Source organism: Massilia aurea, from assembly GCF_014200505.1.
Classification (GTDB): Bacteria; Pseudomonadota; Gammaproteobacteria; order Burkholderiales; family Burkholderiaceae_D; genus Telluria; species Telluria aurea_B.
Map to the genome: position 1 here is coordinate 1,538,515 of NZ_JACHBX010000001.1, position 23,500 is coordinate 1,562,014.

Genomic DNA, 23,500 nt, shown 5'->3' on the forward strand with positions numbered 1-23,500 from the left:
ATCGACCAATCGCACCACACCACCCGTTCCAGGAGACACCGTATGGCCCACCCGTCAGGTTATCTGTCCGGCTTCGGCAACGAATTTGCCACCGAAGCCCTGCCAGGTGCGCTGCCGCAGCATCGCAACTCGCCGCAGCAAGTGGCGTATGGCCTGTATGCGGAGCAGTTGTCCGGCACCGCCTTCACCGCGCCGCGCAGCCATAACCGGCGCTCGTGGCTGTACCGGATCCGCCCGGCCGCGGTGCATGGCAGCTTCGTGCCGCTGGATGCGCCGCGTCTGGTCAGCCGTTTCGACAACGCCGCGCCGCCAAACCAGTTGCGCTGGAGTCCGCTGCCGATGCCGACGACGCCAACAGACTTCATCGATGGCTGGGTCACGATGGCCGGCAACGGCTCGGCCGAGGCGATGACGGGCTGCGCCGTGCACCTGTACGCCGCCAACCAGTCGATGGACGGCCGCTACTTTTACAATGCCGACGCCGAGCTGCTGATCGTGCCCCAACTGGGCCGCTTGCGCATCGCCACGGAACTGGGCGTGCTGGACGTCGAGCCGCAGGAAATCGCAGTGATTCCACGCGGTGTGCGCTTCCAGGTGACGCTGCCCGATGGTGAGGCGCGCGGCTATCTGTGCGAGAACTTCGGCGCGCTGCTGCAATTGCCCGACATGGGACCGATCGGCTCGAACGGCCTGGCCAATCCGCGTGACTTTCTGACGCCGGTGGCGCGCTACGAGGATGTTGAAGGTGATTTCGAGCTGGTCACCAAGTTCGGCGGGCGGCTGTGGCACGCGCCGATCGGCCACTCGCCGCTGGACGTGGTGGCGTGGCACGGCAACTACGCGCCCTATAAATATGACCTGCGCCACTTCAACGCCATCGGCTCGATCAGCTACGACCACCCGGATCCGTCGATCTTCCTCGTGCTGCAAGCGCCGTCAGACACGCCGGGCGTCGATACGCTCGACTTCGTGATCTTCCCGCCACGCTGGCTGGTGGCCGAGGACACGTTCCGGCCGCCCTGGTTCCACCGCAATGTGGCAAGCGAGTTCATGGGCCTGATTCATGGTGCCTACGACGCGAAGGCGGACGGCTTCGTGCCGGGCGGTTCGAGCGTGCACAACTGCATGAGCGGGCACGGGCCGGACGCCGCGACCTTCGACAAGGCCAGCAGCGCCGACACGCGCCAGCCGCACAAGGTGGGCGACACGATGGCGTTCATGTTTGAGACGCGCAATGTGCTGGTGCCAACTGAACAGGCACTGGCCTCACCGCAGTTGCAGGGGGATTATCAGCGGTGCTGGGCCGGCATTACCAAGCGCTTCCGTACGACGCCATGATCATGGCGCGCGAGCCGCTCGCTCGTTATCCCGAAAAGTTCCAGTCCAGGCCGAGCTTCCTGACCAGCAGAAGTGTCAGGTAGCCGAGCACTGCAAGCAGGACCACGAAGATGAGGACGACCTTGGCCACGCCGATCACCAGCCTGCGCCGGTCCATGCCGTTCTCTTTCTTGCCCTGGTCATAGTGCCATTTGATGGCGAAAAACATGCCCGTGCCGAGCACGAGCGCTTTGAACGTAAAGAAGACGATCGGGAACCATTCCATTGTTGTGCGTATTTCCAGGCTGTTGCCGGACACGGTCGAAGAAATGACGACAGCGCCGGCGGGGAGAGTTTTCAAGCATACTACTTGAAAGCAATTTCCATACATCGAGACAAAATGTCCCAGGCAAGGCCCCTACCAGACTCGCGGGTTCCCGTCTGGCTGCCGCACTTGACCGCGAATGGCGGTCCCCGTTTTTTGCAGATTGCGGATGCGTTGCAAGCTGCCATCGTGGCCGGATCGCTGGCGCCGGGTGACCGCCTGCCGCCCCAACGCCAGTTGGCAGTACAACTGGACATCGACCTGACCACTGTCACGCGCGCCTACGATGAAGCCAGACGCCGCAACTTGCTGGAGGGGCGCGGCGCGCACGGCACCTACGTCGCGCCCCCAAAAGTCGGCTTCGCCCCGGTAATCGACCTGAGCATGAACACGCCGCCACCGCCCGCTGGCGTGGACGTCGACGACATGCTGAAACAGGGCCTGTCCCAGGTGCTGCTGAGCGCAGACAATCAACTGTTGATGGCCTACCATCTGGGCGGGGGCAGCGATGCCGATCGCCAGGCCGGCGCCACCTGGCTCGAGCCGATCTGCGGACGGCTGGATCCCACGCACATCGTGGTGTGCCCGGGTGCACAGGCAGCGATCGCCGCCGCCATCCTTGCACACACAGCGCCAGGCGACACGATTCTGGTTGAACCGATGAGCTACCCCGGGCTGCGCGACGCGGCGACCCATCTGGGCCGGTGCCTTGCTACCGTAGAAGCCGACGAACACGGCATGGTCCCCGAGCGGCTCGAAGAAGCCTGCCGCCGCGACAAGCCCGGGCTCATCTACCTGAATCCCACCTTGCAGAACCCGACTGCCGTCACGATGCCCGAAAGCCGGCGCCAGGCGCTTGCCGGCATCGCGCAGCGCTACGATGTGCGTATTCTCGAGGACGATCCCTACTGGCTGCTGGCGGACGCCCCGCCGCCGCCAATGATGACGCTCGCCCCGAACCACGTGCTGTACGTCTCGACCTTGTCGAAATGCCTGGCCCCCGGTTTGCGTGTCGCGTTCGTCGTCCTGCCCGACCCGGACCAGCGCGCCCGCTTTCTTGGCGCGCTGCGCTCGCTTGCACTGATGGCCACGCCACTGTCGGTCGCGCTGGCCACCCAGTGGATCGTCGACGGGTCGGCCGCCAGGCTGATGCAAGGCATACGCGACGAAGCGCGCATGCGCCAGCAGATGGCGCGCTCTGCCCTGGCCGGGCAGTACAGCGGCCCTGGCGATGGCCTGCATGGTTGGCTGACGTTGCCGGCCTGCTGGAATGCCGCACAGTTGGCGGCCGCCGCGGCAACCGAAGGCATCGTGGTCACGCCGGCGGATGCATTCGCGGCAGGGAGCGAGTCAGTCAATGCGATCCGGCTCTCGCTCGGAAATATCAAGGACCGTCAACAGTTGCAGGCCGGGCTTCAACGGCTGTCCGATCTGATCGCCCGGCGACCCGCTTCGTTCAGCGCCGGACTGACTCGCTAGAACTGTTCCCAGGCCAGCTCCGGTTTTGATGCCGGTGCGCGTCTGGAGGTCTGTGCGCGAGCCGTCGACACGGCAGCATTCGCAACCTGCTTTTGGGGTCGATCCGGTGCGCGCGGTGCAGCGCTTGCGGCATCCGTGTCTGCGAGCTGGAAGATACTGACAACCCGGGCCAGTTGCGCAGCCTGTTCCTGCAATGAACTGCTGGCTGCCGCCGCCTGCTCGACCAGTGCAGCGTTCTGTTGCGTGACCGCGTCCATTTCGGTCACCGCCTGGTTGATCTGCTCGATCCCGGCATCCTGCTCCTGTCCGGCGGCCGCGATATCGCCCATGATCGTGGTGACGCGCTCGATGCTGCCGACCACTTGCGTCATGGTTGCACCTGCCTTGGAGACAAGCTCGTTGCCGATATTGACTTTGTCCAGCGAGTCGCTGATCAGGATTTTGATTTCCTTGGCCGCTGCAGCCGAACGCTGCGCCAGATTACGCACTTCGGACGCCACCACGGCAAATCCGCGCCCCTGTTCGCCCGCACGCGCCGCTTCCACTGCTGCATTCAATGCCAGAATATTGGTCTGGAAAGCAATGCCGTCGATGACGCCGATAATATCGACGATCTTGTTTGACGTAGCGCTGATCACGCCCATCGTCGTGACGACTTCGGCAACCACCGCGCCGCCCTCGCGGGCAATCTCCGACGCCGACCGTGCCAGCGCATTTGCCTGATGCACATTCTCGCTGTTCTGTTTGACGGTCGAATTCAACTCTTCCATCGACGATGCGGTTTCCTCCAGCGCGCTGGCCTGCTGCTCCGTCCGCACCGACAAGTCGTTGTTTCCGACCGAAATTTCCTTGCTGGCCGTGGCAATCTCGTTGGCGCCTGAACGGACCTGACCGACGATGTCCAGCAGATTCGCAGTCATGTTCTTCAACGCCGTGAGCAGCGTGCCGATTTCATCGGTACTGGTGTAGTCGATTCGTTGACGCAGGTCGCCGCTGGCCACTGCCTGGGCGAGCGTGAGCGCGCGGTTGACAGGCACGGTGATCGAGCGAATTGTCAGCACAGCGACGATCGTCGCGGCAATCAGGGCGCCGATGGTGAGCGCAATGGCGATCCAGACTGCCGATTGCGCATCGGCCCGCACCTTCGCCCCTTCAGTTTCCATCAGCGACGCCTGGAACCTCGACATGGCATCCAGAGCGGCCGAGAATTCTGCCTGTGGTGACGTGACCTCCTTCAGCAAATACGCACCCGCTTCGGCGGTTCTCCCTTCTCGCAACAATGCCATCGTCGCTGTCCGTGCCACACCGTATTTTCCACGTGCTTGGTGCAGCGATTGGAACAGCGCCTGGCCCTTGGGCGTATTGATCATGCTTTCCAGTTTGGTCATGAACCCGTCGGTCCTGTGCACGGACTCGGCGATCCTGTCGACGATTGCCGCGATCTGCGCTTTTTCGCCCGCGCCGAGGATGATGGCATTGCGCAAGTCGCGCGCCTGCACATTGATCTCGGTTTCGATGGATTGGGTCAGCACGACCTTGACGTAACGGTCTTCCAGGATGAAGCCGATGGCCTGATTCGACGCGTTGATGCGCGTAATCGTCACAGCGGCCAGTATGATCAGGAAGACCATCAGCAGGCCAAATCCCATCCCCAAACGCGTGGCGAGTTTCCAGTTAGTCATTCTCACAATCTTCCTTCCAAATCTGAATTGATCAATCATCCGATGAGATCGGGTGTACATGAGGCCAAGAGGTCAAAGATAATTTCCTCCAAGAATCAAATTTAATATCAGTATTTGTTTTAATCAATATTTTTGAGTTAATATCTGTAAAAATTGATTTTTTGTTGTTTTTCGTTTTATTTGATTTTTAACTTTTTGGCTGACAGGCCTGAGCGACGGCGTTGGCGTGACGGAGCGCCCGAGCGGTATTCCACGCTTTTGTCATTTATGCCATGATTCGTCCGTACGCCATGGTGGCGGACCCGGCCACGGCCCGGAAATGCCCGGCCATAGGCCTTTTGCTCGTCATGTCAGATATATTGATCATCCTCGTTCTGATCCTCTTGAACGGGGTGTTCGCGATGAGCGAACTTGCGCTCGTCTCCGCAAAACGCATGCGCCTCGAACGGCGCGCGCAGGAAGGCAGCCGCGGGGCGCGCAGCGCCATCGCACTGGCCGACAACCCGAGTCATTTTCTTTCCACCGTCCAGGTCGGCATCACGCTGATCGGCATCTTTACCGGTGCCTTCGGTGAAGCTTCGCTCGTCACGCGCCTGCAGCCGCAGATCGAAATGGTGGGATTCCTGGCTCCCTACGCCTACGAGATCGCGCTGTTCATCGTCGTGCTGGCCATTACGTTCGTGTCGATCGTACTGGGCGAACTGGTGCCGAAACGTATCGCGATGCGCCATCCCGAGACGATGGCGACGTTGATCGCCCCGCCACTGTCGGCGCTGTCGCTGATCATGTCGCCGTTCGTCAAGGTGCTGTCGCTGACGACCGAGGCGATCGTGCGCCTGTTCGGCATCCATGACGCCAAAGAGGAAGCGCCAACCGAAGAAGACATCGCCGGCATGTTCAAGGAAGGCACCGATGCCGGCCTGTTCGAAAAGACTGAATATGACATCGTCTCGCGCGCTTTGCGCCTGGATGACCGGCACCTGAAGGCGCTGATGACGCCGCGCGTCGACCTGATCATGATCGACCTGGACGCCGAACGCCGCGACACGCTCGAACTGATCGCCTGCCACACTTACAGCCGTTTCCCGGTCTACCGTGGCGACCGCGCCCAGATCCTGGGCTTCGTGAAGGTGCGCGACCTGCTGGCCCAGTCGGTACGTCACGGCTCGCTCGAGGCGGTCAATATCGAGCATGCCGTGCAGGACGTGCTGTTCGTGCCCGAGACCGTCGGCGCGATGGTACTGCTCGAGCTGTTCAAGAAAAACCGGGCCGAGCTGGCGCTGATCGTCGACGAGTACGGCGACATCCAGGGCATGGTCACGCTGTCGGACGTCATGAGCGCGCTGGTGGGCGACGTCACCGTGAACGGCGAAGAGACCGATCCGGACGCCGTCCAGCGCCAGGATGGCAGCTGGCTGCTGGATGGCGGCGTGGATCTCGACCGCTTCCGCGACGTCTTCAACACCACGGAGCGCTTCCCGGACGAAGAACTGGGCGCGTACCACACGCTGGCCGGCTTCGTGCTGTACCAGTTCGGGTATATCCCGAAAGCATCCGAGTCGTTCGACTGGAACGGCTATCGCATCGAAGTCGTCGACATGGACGGCAACCGCATCGACAAGCTGCTGATCGAACAGCTCGCGCTGCCCGAACCAACGCCGGCCGAAGAATGATCCTGGCGCGCTGAAGCCAATGGATGCCATCAGGCTGGGCCCGCTGTACCTCCCGATCGCGGTCGCCCTGTCGCTGGCGGCGGTGCTGGCGGCCACGCTGGTTGCCGAATGGTTCCGGCGCCGGCGCGGCATCGACCCGGGCGGCGCGCTCTGGAACATGATCGTGGCCGGCTTCGTCTCGGCCCGTCTCGTGTTCGTCCTGAAGCACCATGCGATCTACCTGGCGGCGCCATTGAGCGTGTTCGACATCCGTGATGGCGGCTTCTCGTCGGTCGCTGGCCTGATCGCAGCGTGCGTGGTCGGGGCCGAGCTGACGCGCCGCCAGGCGGCGCTACGGCGGCCTGTGCTGGCCTGCATGCTGGCCGGCTGCGCCGTCTGGTTCGGCGGCACGTTGCTGAACCAGGCATTCACGCCACCCCATACGCCACTGCCGGACGTGATGGTGCGCCAGCTCGACGGCCGCGAAGTCGCGCTGCGCAGCTTTGCCGACCGCCCGGTGGTACTGAACCTGTGGGCTACCTGGTGTCCGCCCTGCCGGCGCGAAATGCCAGCCTTGATGGCGGCGCAGGCGAAGCATCCGGAGATCGCGTTCGTGCTGGTCAACCAGGGTGAATCCGCCGCCACCGTGGCAGCTTACTTCGAGCGCGAGCGCCTGCCGGTGCAAGCGCAGTCGACCACCGTCGTGCTGGACCCCGGCAGCCAGGTCGCTGCGCGCCTTGGCGCGGCCGGCATGCCGACGACGCTGTTCTACGATGCGGCGGGCCGCCTGCGCACGCGCCATGTGGGCGAACTCTCGCCGGCGACACTGGCCGACAAGCTGGCCGCGATCCGGCCCTGAGTCACGTTTGTGGTACAACATGGCGCTACCGAGGAACCCATCATGCAACTGAACCCGATCCAGCTGTTCGACGCCGAGTCGTCCACCTTCACCTATATCCTGGCCGCGCCCGGCGCTGTCGACGCGGCCATCATCGATCCGGTCGACCGCCATTTCGAACGCGACCTGGCGCATCTCGAACGCCTTGGCCTGCGCCTGACGCATGTGTTCGAAACGCACGCGCATGCCGATCATGTCACGTCGGCCGGGCGCCTGCGCGCGCACACGGGCGCGAAGGCCTGCGCGCCGAGCGGCTGCGGCATCGCACCAGCAGAAATCCAGCTGCAGGATGGCGACCGGATCGGCTTTGCCGACGGCGAAGAGCTTGCAGTGATTCACACGCCAGGCCACACGGCCGGCAGCATGTGCTACCTGTGGCGCGGCAACCTGTTCAGCGGCGACACGCTGCTGATTGGCGGGTGCGGCCGCACCGATTTTCAGGGCGGCAGCGCGGGCGACCTGTATGACAGCGTCACCGGTAAATTGTTCACGCTCGACGCCGCCACGCGGGTGTGGCCGGGCCACGACTACAAGGGTCAGTCGGTCTCGACGATCGGCTGGGAACGCGCGCACAATGCCCGCCTCGCCGGCCGCGAGCGCGCTGACTTCATCGCGCTGATGGCCGCGCTCGACCTGCCACGCCCGGGCCTGATGGATGTCGCCGTGCCAGCCAATCGCAATCTGGGCCTGGCGCACAGCGTGTAATTGCTACAGGCGAAAAAAAGCGCGGCCGAAGCCGCGCTGTTCCAACCGTCACCCGATGAGTGACAGTTCTTGCATCAGTACTTAGTAACGCCAGGTCTTCTTTTGGGCGACCGGCCGTTTCATGACCTTGGTCTGAAACTGTTTCCACAGCAGGCCCGCCAGGGCCATCATGATCATCTTGCGCATGCTTGTCTCCAGTGAGTGTCGGCGAATTGCCATCACCATCAGCATAGCGTGACAAGCAAAACCGTGGCGCGAGTTTGCCGCGCCCGGCCGATGCAGTAGAATCCCTGTCTTTATAGCAAGATCAAGAAACCGATGATGGACGACGGGCACCACCAACTCAAGCGCGGGCTCAAGAACCGCCACATCCAGCTGATCGCCCTGGGCGGCGCGATCGGCACCGGCCTGTTCCTCGGCATCGCCTCGACCATCCAGATGGCCGGTCCATCGGTGCTGCTCGGGTACGCGATTGCCGGCGCGGTCGCCTTCCTGATCATGCGTCAGCTGGGTGAAATGATCGTTGACGAACCGGTGGCCGGCTCGTTCAGCCACTTCGCCGACAAGTATTGCGGGCGCCGGGCCGGCTTCGTCTCGGGCTGGAACTACTGGGTCATGTACATCCTGGTCAGCCTCGCGGAACTGACGGCGCTCGGTATCTATATGCAGTACTGGTTCCCGGAGCTGCCGACATGGGTCTCGGCACTGGGCTTCTTCGTGCTCGTCAACCTGCTCAGCCTGTTGAACGTGAAAGCGTTCGGCGAGCTGGAATTCTGGTTCGCCGTCATCAAGGTCGCGGCCGTGGTCGGCATGATCGTGTTCGGTCTTTACCTGCTGATCGGCGGCGGCGCCGGCCCCGAGGCGGGCGTGTCCAATCTGTGGCGCCATGGCGGCTTCTTCCCCAACGGCGTGGGCGGTCTGGCGATGGCCATGGCGGTAATCATGTTTTCGTTCGGCGGGCTGGAGCTGATCGGCATCACGGCCGCCGAGGCGGACGACCCGTCGCGCACGATTCCGCGCGCGACCAATAACGCGCTGTACCGCATCCTGATCTTCTACATCGGCGCGCTGGCCGTGCTCTTGATGCTGTTCCCGTGGCAGAAAGTCGTCACCGGCGGCAGCCCGTTCGTGCTGATTTTCGCCGCGCTCGACAACGGCTGGGTCGCCAACGTCCTGAATCTGGTCGTGCTGACGGCCGCGCTGTCGGTCTACAACGGCTGCGTGTACGCCAACAGCCGCATGCTGTTCGGTCTGGCCGCGCAAGGCAATGCGCCGCGCGCGCTGATGCGCACCAACGCACGCGGCGTGCCGCTCAATGCCCTGGCCGTGTCGGCCGTGGCCACCGGCTCGGCGATCCTGATCAATTACTTCCTGCCAGAAGAAGCGCTGGGCATGGTCATGAGCCTGGCCGTCGCCTCGCTCGTGATCAACTGGGCGATGATTTCGTGGAGCCACCTGCGCTTCCGGCGCAGCAAGGACCAGGCGGGCGAAGCGACGTTGTTCCGCAGCCCGCGGTTCCCGCTGTCGAATTACGTGTGCCTGGCATTCGTCGCCATCCTGCTCGTGATCATGGCGATCACGCCGGGGCTGCGCATTTCGGTGATCCTGATCCCGATCTGGCTGGCGCTGCTGGGCCTGGGGTTCTGGCTGCGCGAGCGGCGGGATGCAAGCACCCGTGCGTCCTAACCGCGCTAAGCTGCATGTCAGCGCTGGCCATCATTGATGGCGCCTTTAGCAATGAGGCAATCGCGAGATGGCATAATAACGACATCGTGCGATGAGATTGCCGACTCGATAACACAATGCGCCGCTCGTTTGACGATGCCCAGTTCATATGAGTGCAACGAGTCGATTTGCAGGTATGCCTCGTGTTCGGTCAACCTGCCTCTGCTGGAGTTCTTGTTGCGTCACATGCAAGCTCTTCGGAGATGCCAAGAGACACCAGTCTGTCGCTAGCAATCGCCAATTGAAGCAGACCCGCGCTGCTTGAATGGATTTGCTGCTTAGAAAATGTCTTTTTCAGTTCCGCCATGGTCATACTGAAGATATTCGTCGCTTCTGAGCTACCGAGAATCGGATACTTGCTGTACTCGGGATCATCGATCACAATCAAGAATGACAACTCATGGCGCAACACCGTTAAATCCGTGATTACGCCCAAAAATTCGATACTGGCTTTATTCGCGTGAATCAAGCGAACCAAGTGCTCAACGTGCGGTTCAGATAAAACACTACCAGAATCTCTTCCGTCGCTTCGGAAATCTAGTTCCTCGGCTCGGTAAATCTCTTCCGCATATTCCCTTAACAAAGCCATGCTTACATCGAAGCCTTGCGTCAGATGCAGGTCGAGATGGTCATCCTGGTCTCCATACACCTCGAAACCGCCAGCAGGATGAATTTGCCACAACTCAGGCTTTATGGCCACATTTTTACCGCGCTGAGCAACGATTGCCTTCCACTTCACATCGTTGGGAGACTTGTAGTCTTTGTAGATCACAAGCGCCTGTACGCTAATCAGCGGGTAGGCATTGGATGGTTTCAAGATGGCCTCATTGGGAGAGTTGCCACCGTGATAGGCAGAGCGTAGCGCTAGTTTTGAGAGAATATCTCCACTAATCTCCTTATTCTTTTCGTATAGCTTGAACAACTCCCATTCCAAGATGTTAGCTGTCACAACGTTATGCTGATATATTGTCGCTCTGGCGCTGATAGCTATGACCAATCCCGCTGCGTCCAAAACAATTTCCTTCGTTGAAAATCCCCGCATCTTGGGTCGTTTCACTGTATCACGCAGAAACCAAAGATATTCTTTTTGCACACGAGTCAGACGCAACTCGCCGATCTCCGTAGATTCCAGATAGCACAAATCCGAGAAGGGATAGCGAAAATCTTTTCCGGGCCTGAAAATAACGGCTGGATAATTCTTTTTATAGATCGACACAAATTCTGAACCTGCATAGATCGTTTTCAACACTTGCCGCGACCACTCGATATAATCCGGGTCGTTCATTTTCTTTACAATTTTCTCTCGCCTTTTTTTACCATACATGGCTACTAATTTCTTCACCAATTCTACAACTATCTTAATACTCAGCAATACTGAGACAATGGTTACGAGATTGGCGAACCATCCCAAATCATTCAAGAACGCTTTAGAATTACTGATAAGCTCGACCATAATGAGATGATATGTATGTGTTAATCAAGCAATAATAACACCGCAATTAATAGTGACAAACTTTTTCGCGTTTTAACTGCAGCTTTTCCACAATATTGTTTCCGCCTGCCACATGGCTTCAAGACTCCATGCGGACAAACGTATAAGTCGGGTGCGCGGCGATTCGTCTTCCGGCAGGCCTCGGTCAACGTACGCCAGGATCAAAATGCTGCACGGCATCAACGCAAAATTGACATCCGCAACTCATAACGGACTCCACAGAGACCCTAGCTCGTACACAAACTTGGCGCCCCTATGCTGCATAGCAATATGAAAATAACTTGCCGCAGTTGACGTAAACGTCAATCAGCACGTTATGATCTTCATGCTGCACAACACCTCACAAGGGAAGCACATATGAGCCAGAGCAATCCTCTGTCGCTGCACGTACCGGAGCCTACCGGCCGTCCGGGCTGCAAGACCGATTTTACGTACCTCCAGTTGACCCCTGCCGGCGCTGTCCGGCGCCCGCCCATCGATGTGGCCCCGCTCGAGACGAGCGACATGGCCCAGCAACTCATCCGCGTGCTCGACGAGCATGGCAACGCCGTTGGCCCATGGGCCGAAGCGCCCGACCGCGAGCTGCTGCGCTTTGGCCTGCGCACGATGATGAAGACCCGTATTTTCGATGCGCGCATGGTCATCGCCCAGCGCCAGAAGAAAATGTCGTTTTACATGATCAGCCTCGGCGAAGAAGCGATCGGCACCGCCCATGCGCTCGCACTGCAGGACGGCGACATGAATTTCCCGACCTACCGCCAGCAAAGCCTGCTGATGGCGCGTGAAGTGCCGCTGGTCGACATGATCTGCCAGCTGCTGTCGAACGAGCGCGATCCCCTCAAGGGCCGCCAGTTGCCCGTGATGTACTCGGTGCGCAGCGCCGGCTTCTTCACGATCTCGGGCAACCTCGCCACCCAGTACCCGCAAGCAGTCGGCTGGGCCATGGCCTCGGCCATCAAGGGCGACACCAAGATCGCGTCGGCCTGGATCGGCGACGGCGCTACCGCCGAATCCGACTTCTCCACCGCCCTCACCTTTGCCCACGTGTACCGCGCGCCGGTCATCCTCAACGTGGTCAACAACCAGTGGGCGATCTCGAGCTTCCAGGCGATTGCCGGCGGCGAGAGCGTGACCTTTGCCACCCGTGGCGTCGGCAGCGGCATCGCGTCGCTGCGCGTCGATGGCAATGATTTTCTGGCCGTGCTGGCCGCCTCGCGCTGGGCCGCCGAACGCGCGCGCAGCAATCTGGGCCCGACGCTCATCGAATGGGTCACCTACCGCGCCGGCCCGCACTCGACGTCGGACGATCCGGCGCGCTACCGCCCTGCCGACGATTACGCCCGCTTCCCGCTGGGCGACCCGATCGCCCGCCTGCGCCAGTACCTGACCAATCTGGGCTGGTGGTCGGACGAAGAGCACGACGCGACGCACACGGCGCTCGAAGCCGAGATCCTGGCCGCGCAAAAAGAAGCGGAAAGTTTCGGCATCCTGGGCGACGAGCGCGCGCCGAGCGCCGCGACGATGTTCGAGGACGTTTACAAAGACATGCCGGAGCACTTGCGCCGTCAGCGTCAACAGCTGGGGGTATGACCATGGCACGCGACGATTTACCAAAAGATGCGGCCACCGTGCCGATGACCATGATCCAGGCGCTGCGCTCGGCCATGGACGTGATGATGGAACGCGACGACAACGTCGTGGTGTATGGCCAGGACGTCGGCTACTTCGGCGGCGTGTTCCGTGTAACTGACGGCTTGCAGGCGAAGTACGGCAAATCGCGCGCGTTCGACGCGCCGATTTCCGAGGGCGGCATCGTCGGCACCGCGGTCGGCATGGCGGCGTATGGCCTGCGTCCCGTGGTCGAAATCCAGTTCGCCGATTATTTTTATCCGGCGACCGACCAGATCGTGTCCGAAGCGGCGCGCCTGCGCTACCGCTCGGCCGGCGAATTCACGGCCTCGATGGTGATCCGCATGCCTTGCGGCGGCGGCATCTATGGCGGCCAGACCCACAGCCAGAGCCCGGAAGCATTCTTCACGCACGTGTGCGGCCTGCGCACCGTGATGCCGTCGAATCCGTACGACGCCAAGGGCCTGCTGATCGCGTCGATCGAGAACGACGATCCGGTGATCTTCCTGGAACCCAAGCGCCTGTACAACGGTCCGTTCGACGGCCACCATGACCGGCCTGTCGTGCCATGGTCGGGCCACCCGAAAGGCGACGTCCCGACCGGCTACTACACGGTGGAGCTGGACAAGGCGGCCATCGTCCGCCCGGGCAACGATGTCACCGTCATCGCCTACGGCACCATGGTCTGGGTGGCGGAAGCGGCCGCCCGTGAATCGGGCGTCGATGCCGAGGTGATCGACCTGCGCAGCATCTGGCCGCTCGACCTGGACACGCTCGTCAAGTCGGTGCAAAAGACGGGCCGCTGCGTCATCGTGCACGAGGCCACGCAGACGAGCGGCTTCGGCGCCGAACTGGCCGCACTCATCCAGGAACACTGTTTCTACCAGCTGGAAGCGCCCATTGGGCGCGTGGCCGGCTGGGACACCCCGTATCCGCATGCGCAGGAATGGGCTTACTTTCCAGGGCCCGACCGTGTCGGCGCGGCCCTGAAACGCGTGATGGAGGGTTGATCATGGGGATTCATGTCATCAAGATGCCGGACCTGGGCGAAGGCATCGCTGAAGTGGAAGTCGTTGCCTGGCACGTGCAGCCGGGCGATACGGTGCGCGAAGACCAGGTACTGGCCGACGTCATGACCGACAAGGCGACGGTGGAGATTCCATCGCCGGTCGCCGGCACGATCACGAGCCTGGGCGGCGCCATTGGCCAGTCGCTGGCCGTCGGCGCTGAACTGATCCGCCTCGAAGTCGCCGGTGCCGGCAACGTCAGCGCGGACAAGGCGCGCAAGGAGCCCGTGCAATCGGGCGCCGCGACGGCGCCAGCCGAAGAAGTCGCGGAACCCCAGCTCGAGGCCGTGGCGGCACATGCCGCAGAAACATCAGCGCCGGTCGCTGCGCCAGCCAAGCCGGCAACCGCTCCGGCAGCCAAGCCAGCACCAGCCAGGGCCGGGTCCGGGTCCGGAGTCGGCGCACCATTGCGCGCCGACGGCGAAAAACCGCTGGCCCCGCCGGCCGTGCGCCAGCGCGCCTGGGACCTGGGCGTCGAACTGCAGTTCGTGCCCGGCAGCGGGCCTGCAGGACGCATCACGCACGCCGACCTGGATGCTCACGTGGCCGGGCGCCGTGGCGGCGCGGCCAATGGCGCGATGGACGAGCGCTACGCCGAACAGCACGGCGAACACGCCACGCAGATCATCGGCCTGCGCCGCAAGATCGCCGAGAAGATGCAGGAAGCCAAGCGCAACATCCCGCACTTCACCTACGTCGAAGAAGTCGATGTGACCGAACTCGAAGCGCTGCGCCTGCAACTCAATGCCCGCTATGGCCAGGAGCGCGGCAAGCTCACGCTGCTGCCGCTCCTGATGCGCGCCGTCGTGCTGGCGCTGCGCAGCTATCCGATGATGAGCGCGCGCTACGACGACGAGGCCAATACGCTGACGACCTACGACGCCGCCCACATCGGCATCGCGGCGCAGACCGAGTCGGGCCTGATGGTGCCGGTCGTGCGTCACGCCGAATCGCGCGATCCATGGTCGAGCGCCGCCGAAATCGCGCGCCTGGCCGAAGCCGCCCGCAGCGGCAAGGCCACGCGTGACGAGCTGACCGGCTCGACGATCACGATCACGAGCTTGGGCTCGCTGGGCGGCATCGTCACGACGCCTGTCATCAACCGGCCCGAAGTCGCCATCGTCGGTGTGAACCGCATCGTCGACCGTCCCGTCATCCGTGACGGTGCGATGGTGGCGCGCAAGATGATGAACCTGTCATCCTCGTTCGACCACCGCGTCATCGACGGCATGGTGGCCGCCCAGTTCGTGCAGTCGATCCGGGGCTACCTCGAATTTCCTGCCACCCTGTTCGTGGAGTAAGCGATGGAGACGATCAATACGACACTCCTGATCATCGGCGGCGGCCCGGCCGGCTACGTAGCGGGCATCCGCGCCGGCCAGTTGGGCATCCCTACCGTCCTCGTCGAAGGCGCCCAACCCGGCGGTACCTGCCTGAACATCGGCTGCATTCCGTCCAAGGCGCTGATCCATGCAGCCGACGAGTACGCAAAGACCGTACATTACGCGGCGCAAACGTCGCCGCTGGGGATCAGGGTCGACGCGCCCAGCATCGATCTCGAAAAAACAGTGGCCTGGAAGGACGGCATCGTCAAGCGCCTGACCGGCGGCGTGGGCGCGCTGCTCAAAAAACAGGGCGTGCGCGTGATACGCGGCTGGGCGCGTGTCCTCGACGGCAAGACCGTCGAAGTGCAGCCGCACGAGGGCAGCGGGCAAGAGCCGGTGCGTATCCGCTGCGAACACATGCTACTGGCCAGTGGCTCGCATGCGGTCGAACTGCCGTTCATGCCGTTCGGCGGCCCGGTGATTTCGTCGACCGAGGCGCTGTCACTGAGCGAAGTGCCGCGCCGCATGGTCGTGGTCGGCGCCGGTTATATCGGGCTGGAACTGGGTACGGCGTTTCGCAAGCTGGGCAGCCAGGTCACGGTCGTCGAGGCGGCCGAGCGCATCCTGCCGGCCTATGATGCGGACCTCGTCAAACCGGTTGCCAGTTCGCTCGAGCGCCTTGGTGTCGAGGTGCGCCTGGCCACGTCGGTGCTCGGTATGGAGGGCGAGCGGGTCAAGGTGCGCGACGCATCCGGCGTGGAAGCCTATCTCGAGGCCGACCGCGTGCTGGTGGCCGTGGGCCGTAAACCGGCAACCACCGGCTGGGGTCTCGAACACCTGATGCTCGACATGAACGGGCGCGCAGTCAAGGTCGACGAGCAATGCCGCACGTCGATGCGCAATGTCTGGGCGATTGGCGACCTGACCGGCGAGCCGATGCTGGCGCATCGCGCGATGGCGCAGGGCGAGATGGTGGCCGAGATCATCGCCGGCAAGCGGCGCTGGTTCCATCCGGCGGCGATTCCGGCTGTCTGCTACACCGATCCCGAGATCGTGGTGGCCGGTATGTCCCCTGGCGAAGCGGCAGCGGCCGGCATCGACGCCATCAGCGCGAGCTTCCCGTTCAGCGCCAACGGGCGGGCGATGACGATCGAGAGCACCGACGGTTTTGTCCGCGTCGTCGCGCGCAAGGACAATCACCTGATCCTGGGCTGGCAGGCGGTGGGCGTCGGCGTGGCCGAACTGGCAGCGGGCTTTACGCAGTCGATCGAACTGGGCGCGCAACTGGAAGACGTGGCGCGCACGATCCACGCCCATCCCACCCTCGGTGAAGCGGTGCAGGAAGCAGCGCTGCGTGCGCTGGGCCACGCACTGCATATCTGACGCAGGGCGTCGTCCCGTCCAGGGACGGCGCTTCAGCCCCATTCCCTTTTATTGCCGGTAACTGATTACGCACTGGTGGCCGGCGCGACGCGGGGCCGCTTGGACAGCGCGGCGCCAAGGCGCAGCGCCGCCGCGACGGCCTCGTCGATCGGCGGCTCGTAGTTGCATGCGATCCAGCGCATCGCAATATGGATCACACCACCGATCACGCCTGCCTGCAGCAACTCATCGTCCAGCACATCCGGCGCCACCAGGCGCGTGACAGCCAGGCCAAATTCACGCAGCGAATCGTCGAAGGTACGGTCCACGGCAGCACTCACACCACGGATTTCGACGAGGAATACGCGTGCCGAACGGGGGTCGCGCTGGATCGAAGAGAAATAAGCGTAGAGCATGGCTCGCGAACGCGCCACTCGGCCACCGCGCGCCGATTCTCCGGCCAGCAGGACTCTTTCACGCACCAGATCGGTGATGAAATTGTAGCTGTCAATCAGGAGCATTTCGCTGTTCGCGAATGATTCGTAAAAGTAGCGCTCGGTGAGACCCGCGGCGTCGCAAACAGCCTTGACGGTCGCGTTGTGATAGCCCCGCTCGCCATATACGCTGATAGCGCCGGCAATGAGGCGGTTACGCCGGTCGGCGCGACGCTGCTCGGGCGTCTGTCCGCGATAGGAGCGAGTGTTTGATATCTCTTGAGTCATTGCAACATTCTGACACATTATCACTAAAAATGATGACAATCTGCCATGTCAGTCATTGCAACAGGGTCAAGGGTGTGACACTCCCACGGGTATCGGTTTTTCCCCCGCAGAAAGCAGTCAATTGACACGCCTGCTGTTCAATTTCTCTATGCAAACAGGGTACTCGCACCAGTTTCGATGGGCTAACCTGAGTCAATCCGACTGAAGCTGCCAACCGTTGGCATCATGCTCTCGGCGATGGCCGAACACCGTTATCTGGCAGACAAGGTGACCACATTCATTCTAGTCCACCTATGTCACTTCGGCGAGGCTTTACAAAGATCAGACATGGAGGCGGCGGATGCTGTAACGCGATCCGCCGTCCCCGGTCCTGCAGCAGGTCATTGCTTATTTGCTGTCCGCACCTTTGCCAGCGCGGTCGCTGGAACCGGCAGCGGCGGCCTGGCTGCCTTGCGTGCCATTCTCGTCGGTCTTGCCCTGGAAACCCTCATCGGTCTGCTCTTCGGTCGAGCCACCGGCCAGGAGGTCGTCGGTGCGACCAAGCTGTTGCAGTCCGCCGCCGGCCGTCTCGGCCTCGCTCTCGCTATTGGTTCCCGGCGCTGCCTGCTTGCTGCCGCTGCCGGCCACGTCACCGGTCGAGCCAGCGCCCATGGTGGCGACACTGGTCGTGCCAGTGGTGAGCTGGTCCCAGTTACGGCCCTTGACGTCCTGATCCTTGTTGTCGTTATCGATTGGCATGCGGTGCTCCTGATGTGTGATGAATATAGCCATCTTAGGCCGATCGTGCGCCGCCGCCATAGGCGTGTGCGCCCGTTTGCTGTAGGACTGGGAGCGCACTGCATGCATCTTCCAGACCGCGTGGCAATCAGCACCACTACGGAGTTGCGGTTTTGCCTCATAGAAACATCTATGCCATTTGTCGCGTTATACTGGCGATCAACCGCATGCCCGGCGCCGCCCGTGCGAGCCTCGTTTGCGCATTTCATCATCCGCAGCCCGGTCGCCGGCGCTGCACCACTGATTTTCAGGACCATCCCCATGAAGAACCTACCATTAGGCGCCCGCCTCGGGCTGGGCTTTGCCATTGTGCTGGCGCTCCTCGTCGCACTAAGCGCAACCGCCCTCACCCGCATGGACGAAGCAGGCAGCAAGACCCACCGCCTCGTCCACACCAGCATGAAGAACCAGCGCAATATTGCCGAATGGCGTCGCAATATCGAAGTCAACACCGCGATCAACGACACCGTCTACCACGCGCCGGACGCGTCGATCCTGGACGTCATCGAAGAGCGCCGCGCTGCCATCACGGCGCGCTCGAACGTTCTGCAGCAGGAGATTGACGCTGCCCTTGCCAATCCGGGCGTGCGCGAACAGTTCAAGACCGTCAAGGCAGAGCGCCAGGCGTATATTGGCGCGCGCGATGCGCTGTTTGCGGCCAAGCGCGCGGGCGACCAGACCCGGCTCGAGGAACTCTACCGTACCCGCCTGACCCCGCAGACGGATTCGTACCTGGCAACGGTACGCAAGTTTGCCGATATGCAAAGCGCGGCCACCGGCGTCATTGCAACGACCATCCTCGATTCGTACGCCAGGACCAGGGTCATCCTGTTCACGCTGGCCGGGGCTGCGCTGCTGCTGGGCATCGGCTGCGCCTGGTGGATCACCCGCTCGATCACCCAGCCGCTGCGCAGCGCAGTCGCAGTGGCCGAGCGCGTTGCCGCGGGCGACCTGACCAGCAGCATCGAGACGGGCCGGCGCGACGAAGTCGGCCAGTTGCTGGACGCGCTGGGCCGCATGAACGGGAACCTGGCCGGTATCGTCGGCCAGGTGCGAGACGGTACCGCGACCATTGCCCACGTCTCGGGCGACATCGCCAGCGGCAACCAGGACCTGTCGGCCCGCACCGAGCAGCAGGCCGGCTCGCTCGAAGAAACGGCCGCCTCGATGGAAGAACTGACATCGACCGTGCGCCAGAATACCGAACACGCGCACCGCGCCAATAGCCTGGCCGCCACGGCTGCCGGCGTGGCCGGCGACGGCGGGCGCATCGTGGGCGACGTGATCGGCACGATGGGCCGCATCGACGCGTCGTCGCAGCGCATCGTCGACATCATCGGCGTGATCGACGGCATTGCGTTCCAGACGAATATCCTGGCGCTCAATGCCGCTGTCGAAGCGGCGCGCGCCGGCGAGCAGGGCCGCGGCTTTGCCGTGGTTGCCGGTGAAGTGCGTACGCTGGCCCAGCGGTCGGCGGCCGCGGCCCGGGAAATCAAGGGGCTGATCGATGATTCGGTTGCCCAGGTACGCGAAGGCACGCGCCAGGTCGACCTGGCCGGAACGACCATGCAGCAGATCGTGCACAGCATCGGCCAGGTCACGGTGATCGTGAGCGAAATCGCCGCCGCCAGCGAAGAGCAAAGCGCCGGCATCGAGCAGGTCAATACCGCGCTGGTCGAGATGGACCGCGTCACGCAGCAAAACGCCGCCCTCGTCGAAGAAGCCGCCGCAGCGGCCGACGCGATGCGCGAGCAGGCCAGCCAGCTCGCGTCGGTCGTGGCCACGTTCCGCCTGGAACCAGCACCGGCGCGCGCCGCGCGCCTGGCGCCACCGGCGTCCCGTCTCGCTTTGGCAGCCTGAGCCGCTGCTAGAATGCCCGGCTGACGGGATCACGGGAAGGAACAGGCATGGGTATCGGTGTGTTGTGCGGCTTGCTGGCTGGCGCCATGTGGGGCATCGTGTTTATCGCGCCGGCCTATCTGTCCGCGTTCACCCCGCTGCAACTGACCGTCGGGCGCTATCTGGCCTACGGCGTCATCGCCCTCGTGCTCCTGGCCCCGCGCCTGCGCGCCCTCCTCGCCAGCCTGTCCCGGGCCGACCTGTACGCGCTGGTGCGCCATGCGCTGGCCGGCAACCTCGTGTATTACGTGCTGCTGGCGTATGGCGTGCAGTATGCGGGGGTCGGGCCGACCTCGCTGATCGTCGGCATGGTGCCGCTGGTGGTCACGCTGCTCGGTCGTCATGACCATGGCGCCGTGCCGCTGCGGCGCATGCTGGCTCCACTGCTGCTGGTCGCGGTCGGCATCGCCTGCATCAACATCGACACCTTCATGCATGCCCCGGTGGATGCCTCCGGCATCGCCATCGCCGGCGGCGTGCTGTGCGCCACCGGCGCCTTGCTGTGCTGGAGCTGGTACGCGCTCGACAATGCGCGCTACCTGAAGAACAACCCGCGCTTTGGCAGCAGCGAATGGTCGGCGCTGTACGGCCTGGCCACCGGCGTGCTGTCCCTGGTGCTGGCACCGTTCGCGTTCTGGGACATCAGCGGACCCGTAGCGGGCGAGCGCGACTGGACCGTGTTCTGGGCCTGCAATGCCCTGCTGGCGCTGGGGGCGTCGGTCATTGGCAACCATTTCTGGAACGTGGCCAGCCGCCGCGTGCCCGTCACGCTGACGGGCCAGCTGATCCTGTTCGAAACATTGTTCGCGCTGCTGTACGGCTGCATCTATCGCGGCGCCGGGCCACGGCCACTTGAACTGGCAGCAATCGCGCTGTTGATCGCCGGCGTGGCCTGGTCGGTCAGACTGCACGGCGCCGTTGGGAATGACAAAATCATCAGTCCTGGTGCCGAGCTTCATTGACAGACTATTCAGTCAACGCGCTGACCGTTGCGTACAGGTGTCATTTTTGTTCAATTAACTTCCCAGGACTATTTCGCCTCGGTATGTACTGCTAGACTCTCGGGCGTGGAATTGCCTAGCGCAATTTAATTTGCCACAAAGAACAACATTGGACATGCCTTGCCCAGGACGGGCACGCTTTGTCCCACCGGGAGTCTTCGCAATGACAGCATCACCAGTCCGCCCAGCGCACACGCTGCTGGCTGCGGCCGTATCCAGTATGGTCTGCAGTATCGCCACGGCGCAAACCATGCCCGCACACGACAGCGGCCTGGCCGTGCCGGAAGTCGTCGTCACTGCCCAGCGTACTGAATCGCTGGCGTCGCGTACGCCGCTCGCGATCAGTGTCCTGTCCGGCGAAGAGCTGCGCGACCTTGGCGCCGACAGCCCCGGCACCATCGGCCCGCGCCTGCCGAACTTGTATATCGATCAGGCCTTCTCGGGCCTGCGCCTGACGATCCGTGGCATCAGCAACAGCGATACCACCGACAAGGGCGACCCGTCTGCCGCCTTCATGCTCGACGGCGTGTATATCGCGCGGCCTGCCGGCCAGAGCGGCAACTTTCTGGACGTCGACCGCATCGAAGTGCTGCGAGGCCCGCAGGGCACGCTGTATGGCCGCAACACGACCGCCGGCCTGGTCAACGTGATTTCGAACCTGCCGACCGACCGCTTCGAGGGCGCCATCGGGTTCGAGGCGGGCACCTACGACCGGCGCAAGGTCGACGGCGTCATCAATGTGCCGGTCAACGACATGCTGGCGCTGCGCGCTGCCGTGAGCAAATTGACGCATGACCCTTACCTAAATAACGGCCAGGGCACGCTGCTGCGCCCCGGCATGGACCAGGACGACCGTGACGCGCGCCTGAGCGCGAAGCTCGCAATGGGCCGCGACGCCACGCTGGTGCTGCGCTACGATCATGGCCAGGCCAAAGGCAATAACGACCGCTTCGTGCCGGACACGAACTTTTACACCGGCGTTGCCAGCGGCACGCCCGTGTACCGCGACAGCACGACCGACGAACGCCTGACCAACAGCTTCCGCCCGCCGAACATGACGCCCGTGCAGGGCTGGCAAGACCGCGTGGCACAGGGCTGGTCCGCCGACCTGCGCTGGGATCTGGGGCCCGCCACCCTGTATTACCTGGGCGCGCGGCGCAAGCTGGACCAGGAGCTGCGCCAGAATTACTACTACCGCGTGGCCCCGCGACTCGCACTTGGCGTGATCAACAACTACGACAGCCACAACGAGCAGGATTCGCACGAGCTGCGCCTGGCCACCAATGGCGCCAGCCCGCTCAGCGCCCAGGGCGGCTTGTACTATTTCAGCGAAACGTCCGACACGTCGTACGCGTTCCAGGGCCTGCAAGCGGTCGGCCTGCCGCCGTACTACGCGTTTCCGCTCGTAACCGAAGCGCGCAGTCGCGCCGTGTTCGGTCAGCTGACCTGGCGCGTGGTCGACGGCCTGCGCCTGACCGCCGGCGCGCGCCGCACCCAGGACGACAAGGACCGCGTCGGCTCCACCGATTTCCGGCAAGGGCCCGTGTTCAACGCCGCCACCGACCGGCGCCTGCTCAACGCAGCCGAACTGAACACCGCGCGCACGACCTGGCGCCTGGGCCTTGACTACGACCTGCTGCCTACGACGCTGCTGTATGGCAGCCTGGCCACCGGTTACAAGGCGGGCGGCTTCAACGACGGCTGCATCGCCGGCAGCACCGCGCTGGGCATCGCCTGCCCGGCGGCCGTGGCTGTTTCGGAAAGCGCGCTCTACTACCAACCGGAAGAACTGCGCGCCTGGGAAGCCGGCGTCAAGTCGCGCCTGTGGGGTGGCCGCGTCACCGTCAACGCCGCCGCCTTCGTGTACGACTACACGAATCTGCAACTGAGCGGCACCGCCATCGTCTCGGGCGCCCCGCGCATCCTGACCGGCAATGCCGGCGTTGCCCGCTCGCGCGGCCTGGAACTCGACGGCGATATCCGCGTCGGCAGCAACGGGCGCCTCAGCTACGGCGCGACCGCGCTCGACGCGCATTACGTGACCTACAACCCGACCCCCACCGCGTCATGGGCCGGCCGCAAGCTCGATCGCGCGCCGAGCCATGTCTATACGCTCGGCTACGAACACCGCTTCGGCGTGTTTGGCGGGCAGCTGTATGCGGGCGTGTTCTCGCGCCGCAGCGCCGAGTATGTGATCACGATCCCGAGCCAGCTGCTCGAATACCGGATCCCGGCGCACACGACCACCGATGCCACGCTGCGCTACGCCCCGGCCGGCGGCGCCTGGAGCCTGCTGGCGCGCGTGCGCAACCTGGAAAATTCGGTGCGCCCATCGCTGATCGACAGCTTCGGCATGACCACGCCGACCGCGCCGCGCACCGCCGACGTGCGCCTCGATCTGCGCTTCTGATCCGCACAGCCAGCCCCCTTACGCCAGAAGGAA

The 23,500-nt window shown here is 63.2% G+C and carries 18 protein-coding genes; 13 read left to right on the forward strand and 5 right to left on the reverse strand.

Going from position 1 to position 23,500, the window contains the following annotated elements; translation table 11 throughout:
* Nucleotides 1-42: 42 nt before the first annotated feature.
* Nucleotides 43-1,338 (forward strand): homogentisate 1,2-dioxygenase, encoded by a 1,296-nt coding sequence (gene hmgA, locus HD842_RS06860; protein ID WP_183552545.1) that lies wholly within the window; start codon nt 43-45, stop codon nt 1,336-1,338.
* Between the two features lie 25 nt (nt 1,339-1,363).
* Here the strand turns inward: hmgA and HD842_RS06865 are convergent, their stop codons facing one another.
* Entirely contained in the window at nt 1,364-1,678 is a 315-nt protein-coding gene (locus HD842_RS06865; protein ID WP_308638212.1) for a hypothetical protein, read from the reverse strand.
* 39 nt (nt 1,679-1,717) lie between these two features.
* On the opposite strand from HD842_RS06865, the gene HD842_RS06870 reads away from it, so the two are divergent.
* A complete protein-coding gene (locus HD842_RS06870; protein WP_183553681.1) occupies nt 1,718-3,121 on the forward strand; it encodes an aminotransferase-like domain-containing protein in 1,404 nt (467 codons plus the stop codon).
* Here the strand turns inward: HD842_RS06870 and HD842_RS24365 are convergent.
* Nucleotides 3,118-4,803 carry a methyl-accepting chemotaxis protein gene (locus HD842_RS24365; RefSeq protein WP_183552547.1) on the reverse strand — a complete coding sequence of 562 codons (1,686 nt, stop codon included), beginning with the start codon at nt 4,801-4,803 and terminating at the stop codon, nt 3,118-3,120. The two genes, HD842_RS06870 and HD842_RS24365, sit on opposite strands and share 4 nt — an antisense overlap.
* Nucleotides 4,804-5,150: 347 nt before the next feature.
* Here HD842_RS24365 and HD842_RS06880 point away from each other — a divergent pair, with 347 nt between their 5' ends.
* The 4 genes from HD842_RS06880 (at nt 5,151) to HD842_RS06895 (ending at nt 9,744) form a co-directional block, all read left to right on the forward strand.
* A complete protein-coding gene (locus HD842_RS06880; protein ID WP_183552549.1) occupies nt 5,151-6,476 on the forward strand; it encodes a hemolysin family protein in 1,326 nt (441 codons plus the stop codon).
* Nucleotides 6,477-6,495: 19 nt separating this feature from the next.
* Nucleotides 6,496-7,314, forward strand: coding sequence for a TlpA disulfide reductase family protein (locus HD842_RS06885; RefSeq protein ID WP_183552551.1), 819 nt, complete (start codon nt 6,496-6,498; stop codon nt 7,312-7,314).
* A gap of 42 nt (nt 7,315-7,356) precedes the next feature.
* Nucleotides 7,357-8,058, forward strand: a complete 702-nt coding sequence (locus HD842_RS06890; protein WP_183552553.1) for an MBL fold metallo-hydrolase — start codon at nt 7,357-7,359, stop codon at nt 8,056-8,058.
* Between the two features lie 321 nt (nt 8,059-8,379).
* On the forward strand, nt 8,380-9,744 hold the full coding sequence (locus HD842_RS06895; RefSeq protein ID WP_183552555.1) for an amino acid permease: 1,365 nt from the start codon (nt 8,380-8,382) through the stop codon (nt 9,742-9,744).
* Nucleotides 9,745-9,934: 190 nt separating this feature from the next.
* Here the strand turns inward: HD842_RS06895 and HD842_RS06900 are convergent, their stop codons facing one another.
* Nucleotides 9,935-11,236, reverse strand: coding sequence for a hypothetical protein (locus HD842_RS06900; RefSeq protein WP_183552557.1), 1,302 nt, complete (start codon nt 11,234-11,236; stop codon nt 9,935-9,937).
* Between the two features lie 396 nt (nt 11,237-11,632).
* Here HD842_RS06900 and HD842_RS06905 point away from each other — a divergent pair, with 396 nt between their 5' ends.
* The 4 genes from HD842_RS06905 to lpdA are packed head-to-tail and all read left to right on the forward strand — an operon-like array spanning nt 11,633 to nt 16,679.
* Nucleotides 11,633-12,865: a 3-methyl-2-oxobutanoate dehydrogenase (2-methylpropanoyl-transferring) subunit alpha gene (locus tag HD842_RS06905; RefSeq protein WP_183552559.1), complete on the forward strand. Its 1,233-nt coding sequence runs from the start codon at nt 11,633-11,635 to the stop codon at nt 12,863-12,865.
* 2 nt (nt 12,866-12,867) lie between these two features.
* Entirely contained in the window at nt 12,868-13,914 is a 1,047-nt protein-coding gene (locus HD842_RS06910; protein WP_229424618.1) for an alpha-ketoacid dehydrogenase subunit beta, read from the forward strand.
* 2 nt (nt 13,915-13,916) lie between these two features.
* Nucleotides 13,917-15,272 carry a dihydrolipoamide acetyltransferase family protein gene (locus HD842_RS06915; RefSeq protein ID WP_183552563.1) on the forward strand — a complete coding sequence of 452 codons (1,356 nt, stop codon included), beginning with the start codon at nt 13,917-13,919 and terminating at the stop codon, nt 15,270-15,272.
* Nucleotides 15,273-15,275: 3 nt separating this feature from the next.
* Nucleotides 15,276-16,679, forward strand: coding sequence for a dihydrolipoyl dehydrogenase (gene lpdA / locus HD842_RS06920; RefSeq protein ID WP_183552565.1), 1,404 nt, complete (start codon nt 15,276-15,278; stop codon nt 16,677-16,679).
* 65 nt (nt 16,680-16,744) lie between these two features.
* Here the strand turns inward: lpdA and HD842_RS06925 are convergent, their stop codons facing one another.
* Entirely contained in the window at nt 16,745-17,380 is a 636-nt protein-coding gene (locus HD842_RS06925; RefSeq protein WP_183552567.1) for a TetR/AcrR family transcriptional regulator, read from the reverse strand.
* A gap of 387 nt (nt 17,381-17,767) precedes the next feature.
* Nucleotides 17,768-18,118, reverse strand: a complete 351-nt coding sequence (locus HD842_RS06930) for a hypothetical protein (protein ID WP_183552569.1) — start codon at nt 18,116-18,118, stop codon at nt 17,768-17,770.
* Between the two features lie 300 nt (nt 18,119-18,418).
* Between HD842_RS06930 and HD842_RS06935 the strand changes: the two genes are divergently transcribed.
* From HD842_RS06935 to HD842_RS06945, 3 genes are all read left to right on the forward strand, one after another.
* Nucleotides 18,419-20,017 (forward strand): methyl-accepting chemotaxis protein, encoded by a 1,599-nt coding sequence (locus tag HD842_RS06935; RefSeq protein WP_183552571.1) that lies wholly within the window; start codon nt 18,419-18,421, stop codon nt 20,015-20,017.
* A 47-nt stretch (nt 20,018-20,064) separates the two neighbouring features.
* On the forward strand, nt 20,065-21,018 hold the full coding sequence (locus HD842_RS06940) for a DMT family transporter (protein WP_183552573.1): 954 nt from the start codon (nt 20,065-20,067) through the stop codon (nt 21,016-21,018).
* 202 nt (nt 21,019-21,220) lie between these two features.
* Nucleotides 21,221-23,467 carry a TonB-dependent receptor gene (locus tag HD842_RS06945; protein ID WP_229424619.1) on the forward strand — a complete coding sequence of 749 codons (2,247 nt, stop codon included), beginning with the start codon at nt 21,221-21,223 and terminating at the stop codon, nt 23,465-23,467.
* Nucleotides 23,468-23,500 lie beyond the last annotated feature (33 nt).

Coding starts and splice junctions, on each gene's coding strand:
- hmgA (WP_183552545.1), top strand. CDS start 43: ATGGCCCACCCGTCAGGTTATCTGTCCGGCTTCGGCAACGAATTTGCC.
- HD842_RS06870 (WP_183553681.1), top strand. CDS start 1,718: ATGTCCCAGGCAAGGCCCCTACCAGACTCGCGGGTTCCCGTCTGGCTG.
- HD842_RS24365 (WP_183552547.1), bottom strand. CDS start 4,803: ATGACTAACTGGAAACTCGCCACGCGTTTGGGGATGGGATTTGGCCTG.
- HD842_RS06880 (WP_183552549.1), top strand. CDS start 5,151: ATGTCAGATATATTGATCATCCTCGTTCTGATCCTCTTGAACGGGGTG.
- HD842_RS06885 (WP_183552551.1), top strand. CDS start 6,496: ATGGATGCCATCAGGCTGGGCCCGCTGTACCTCCCGATCGCGGTCGCC.
- HD842_RS06890 (WP_183552553.1), top strand. CDS start 7,357: ATGCAACTGAACCCGATCCAGCTGTTCGACGCCGAGTCGTCCACCTTC.
- HD842_RS06895 (WP_183552555.1), top strand. CDS start 8,380: ATGGACGACGGGCACCACCAACTCAAGCGCGGGCTCAAGAACCGCCAC.
- HD842_RS06900 (WP_183552557.1), bottom strand. CDS start 11,236: ATGGTCGAGCTTATCAGTAATTCTAAAGCGTTCTTGAATGATTTGGGA.
- HD842_RS06905 (WP_183552559.1), top strand. CDS start 11,633: ATGAGCCAGAGCAATCCTCTGTCGCTGCACGTACCGGAGCCTACCGGC.
- HD842_RS06910 (WP_229424618.1), top strand. CDS start 12,868: ATGGCACGCGACGATTTACCAAAAGATGCGGCCACCGTGCCGATGACC.
- HD842_RS06915 (WP_183552563.1), top strand. CDS start 13,917: ATGGGGATTCATGTCATCAAGATGCCGGACCTGGGCGAAGGCATCGCT.
- lpdA (WP_183552565.1), top strand. CDS start 15,276: ATGGAGACGATCAATACGACACTCCTGATCATCGGCGGCGGCCCGGCC.
- HD842_RS06925 (WP_183552567.1), bottom strand. CDS start 17,380: ATGACTCAAGAGATATCAAACACTCGCTCCTATCGCGGACAGACGCCC.
- HD842_RS06930 (WP_183552569.1), bottom strand. CDS start 18,118: ATGCCAATCGATAACGACAACAAGGATCAGGACGTCAAGGGCCGTAAC.
- HD842_RS06935 (WP_183552571.1), top strand. CDS start 18,419: ATGAAGAACCTACCATTAGGCGCCCGCCTCGGGCTGGGCTTTGCCATT.
- HD842_RS06940 (WP_183552573.1), top strand. CDS start 20,065: ATGGGTATCGGTGTGTTGTGCGGCTTGCTGGCTGGCGCCATGTGGGGC.
- HD842_RS06945 (WP_229424619.1), top strand. CDS start 21,221: ATGACAGCATCACCAGTCCGCCCAGCGCACACGCTGCTGGCTGCGGCC.